This window comes from Mesorhizobium sp. M1E.F.Ca.ET.063.01.1.1, from assembly GCF_003998155.1.
Taxonomy (GTDB): Bacteria; Pseudomonadota; Alphaproteobacteria; order Rhizobiales; family Rhizobiaceae; genus Mesorhizobium.
Genome location: NZ_RZSC01000924.1, coordinates 1 through 2,041, shown reverse-complemented (window position 1 = coordinate 2,041; position 2,041 = coordinate 1). Strand labels below are relative to the sequence as shown.

Below are 2,041 nucleotides of genomic sequence, written 5' to 3'. Positions count from 1 at the left end.
GGGTCCGACAGCGAGGCGAGATCGACGGTCTCCTCGCCGCGCACAAGATCGTTCCAGTGCACCTCGGTCCGCTCCGGCTGCAGCGGATCGGTGGTGAAGTTCGGCAAAAGAAACCGCCAGTGCGGCCGGCGCCCGTCGGACTCGTATTCGGCCACCTGCTCCGGCGTCAGCGTCAGCGCCTCGCGGCCATAGACCGGCGGCTGGCCGCGCGTGCGGCGCACCTTGCGGCGCAGGTCGAGCTCCTCGGGCGTTTCGTAGCAGGCGTAAAGCACGCGCGCCGCCTTCAGCCGCTCCACCGCCGCATCGTAGATCTCGACGCGCCGCGATTGGTATTCGGTGGCGTCCGGGAAAATGCCCAGCCAATGCAGGTCATAGAGGATGGAATCGGCGAATTCCTGCGTCGAGCGGGCAACGTCGGTATCGTCGAAGCGCTGGATGTAGCGGCCCTTGTTGTTCATGGCGAACAGCCAATTGAACAGCGCGGTGCGCGCATTGCCGATATGGATGCGGCCGGTCGGCGACGGGGCGAAACGGACGGTAACTGTCATGAGCGGGGCGTAACGAATGCTTTTACGGTTGACAAGACACGCCCCCGCGCAAGGGCAACAGATAGTGCAAGCCACCTAAAATGAAAAGCCTGCCGGTCGGACGTCAGCGGTTACGGGCCTGCGCGACGCCAGCCCAGCCGCTCCTCGATCCGCTTGGCGCTCTGCCTGACCAGCGAAGTCAAATCGGGATCTTTTTGCCTGACCTTCACATCCGGCACGACGATCGAAATTGTCGCCCGGCACGCTCCGAGATTGTCGCGGATCGGCGCCGCGATGCAGGCGACCGAAAAGTCCGACTCGCCGGCCTGGATCGCAAGCCCCTGGGACAGCGCCGCCGCCGATGCCTGGGCCAGCACGTGCTTGTCCGTTTCGGCGCGTCCCGTCGGCGAAGCGGTCGCCGAGCGGGCAAAAATGGCAAGACGTTCTTCCTCCGGCAGGTGACCGACCAGCAGCCGGCCAGATGCCGTCCAGTTGAGCGGCGTGCGCGTGCCAACGCGCGACGTCACCTGGAAATGATCCTTGCCCTCCTCCATGGCGAAAACGACCATATAGTCGCCGTCGCGACCGCATATCTGGATGGTTTCTTTCGAACTCTGGGCGAGTTCGTGCATTTCCTGCGTCGCGACATTGAGCAGGTCGAGCGTGCGGGCGTAGGTCAGCCCGTACTGATAAAGCCTCGGCCCGAGCCACAGCAGGCCGCCATCCTTGCGATCGAGAAGCTCCTTCTCGACCATGTCGTCGACGATAACATAGACGGTCGACAGCGGCGCGCCGATGTCGCGCGCGATCTCATACGCGGTCGCCGGGCGCCCCCGCCGCTGCAGGCAGTCCAATATCTGCAGCACGCGGTCGATGCCGCTGGTGCGCGACCGGCGCGGTTCGGCGGCTATCTCAGTGCGGCTCAGGTCCTGATCTCTCACGTTGGCTGTCATGTGGTCTCAAATGTTGATCGCGATGATCTAAAGGACAGCACCCGGGTGGCGGTCAACCCGATTTGGATCAGACAGTCTTTCATTGTGGCGAATACACGCCACATGGTGTCCGCCACCAATATGCTCGACCGGCGGAACGGCTTGCGCGCAGGCGGCGATGGCTTCGGGGCATCGTGTGCGAAAGACGCAGCCGGACGGCGGCGCGATCGGGCTCGGAATATCACCATGCAAGGGCGTATGCGTGCGACGCCGCGTCGGGTCGGGCACCGGCGCCGTGGCGAGCAGGGCCCTGGTGTAGGGATGGCGCGGCGCTGCATAGACAAGCCGGCTCGGCCCACGCTCCATGACGCGGCCGAGATACATGACCACCACTTCGTCGCAGAGATATTCGACCACCGACAGGTCGTGCGCGATAAACAGAAACGTCAGCCCGAGCTTTTTTTGCAGGTCGCCGAACAGATTGAGCACCTGTGCCTGAACGGAGACATCGAGCGCCGAAACCGGTTCGTCGGCGACGATGAATTGCGGCTCGACCGCAAGCGCGCGCGCAATGCCGATGCG

General features: G+C 64.1%; 3 protein-coding genes. All 3 read right to left on the bottom strand.

Going from position 1 to position 2,041, the window contains the following annotated elements; all coding sequences use genetic code 11:
• Positions 1 to 548: glutamate--tRNA ligase family protein (locus EOA29_RS34320; RefSeq protein WP_245468688.1), on the bottom strand; the 548-nt coding region annotated here is incomplete at its 3' end.
• A gap of 110 nt (positions 549 to 658) precedes the next feature.
• Positions 659 to 1,480, bottom strand: a complete 822-nt coding sequence (locus EOA29_RS34315) for an IclR family transcriptional regulator (RefSeq protein ID WP_126093755.1) — start codon at positions 1,478 to 1,480, stop codon at positions 659 to 661.
• Positions 1,481 to 1,507: 27 nt separating this feature from the next.
• A partial coding sequence (locus EOA29_RS34310) for an ABC transporter ATP-binding protein (RefSeq protein WP_145969982.1) occupies positions 1,508 to 2,041 on the bottom strand: 534 nt, incomplete at its 5' end.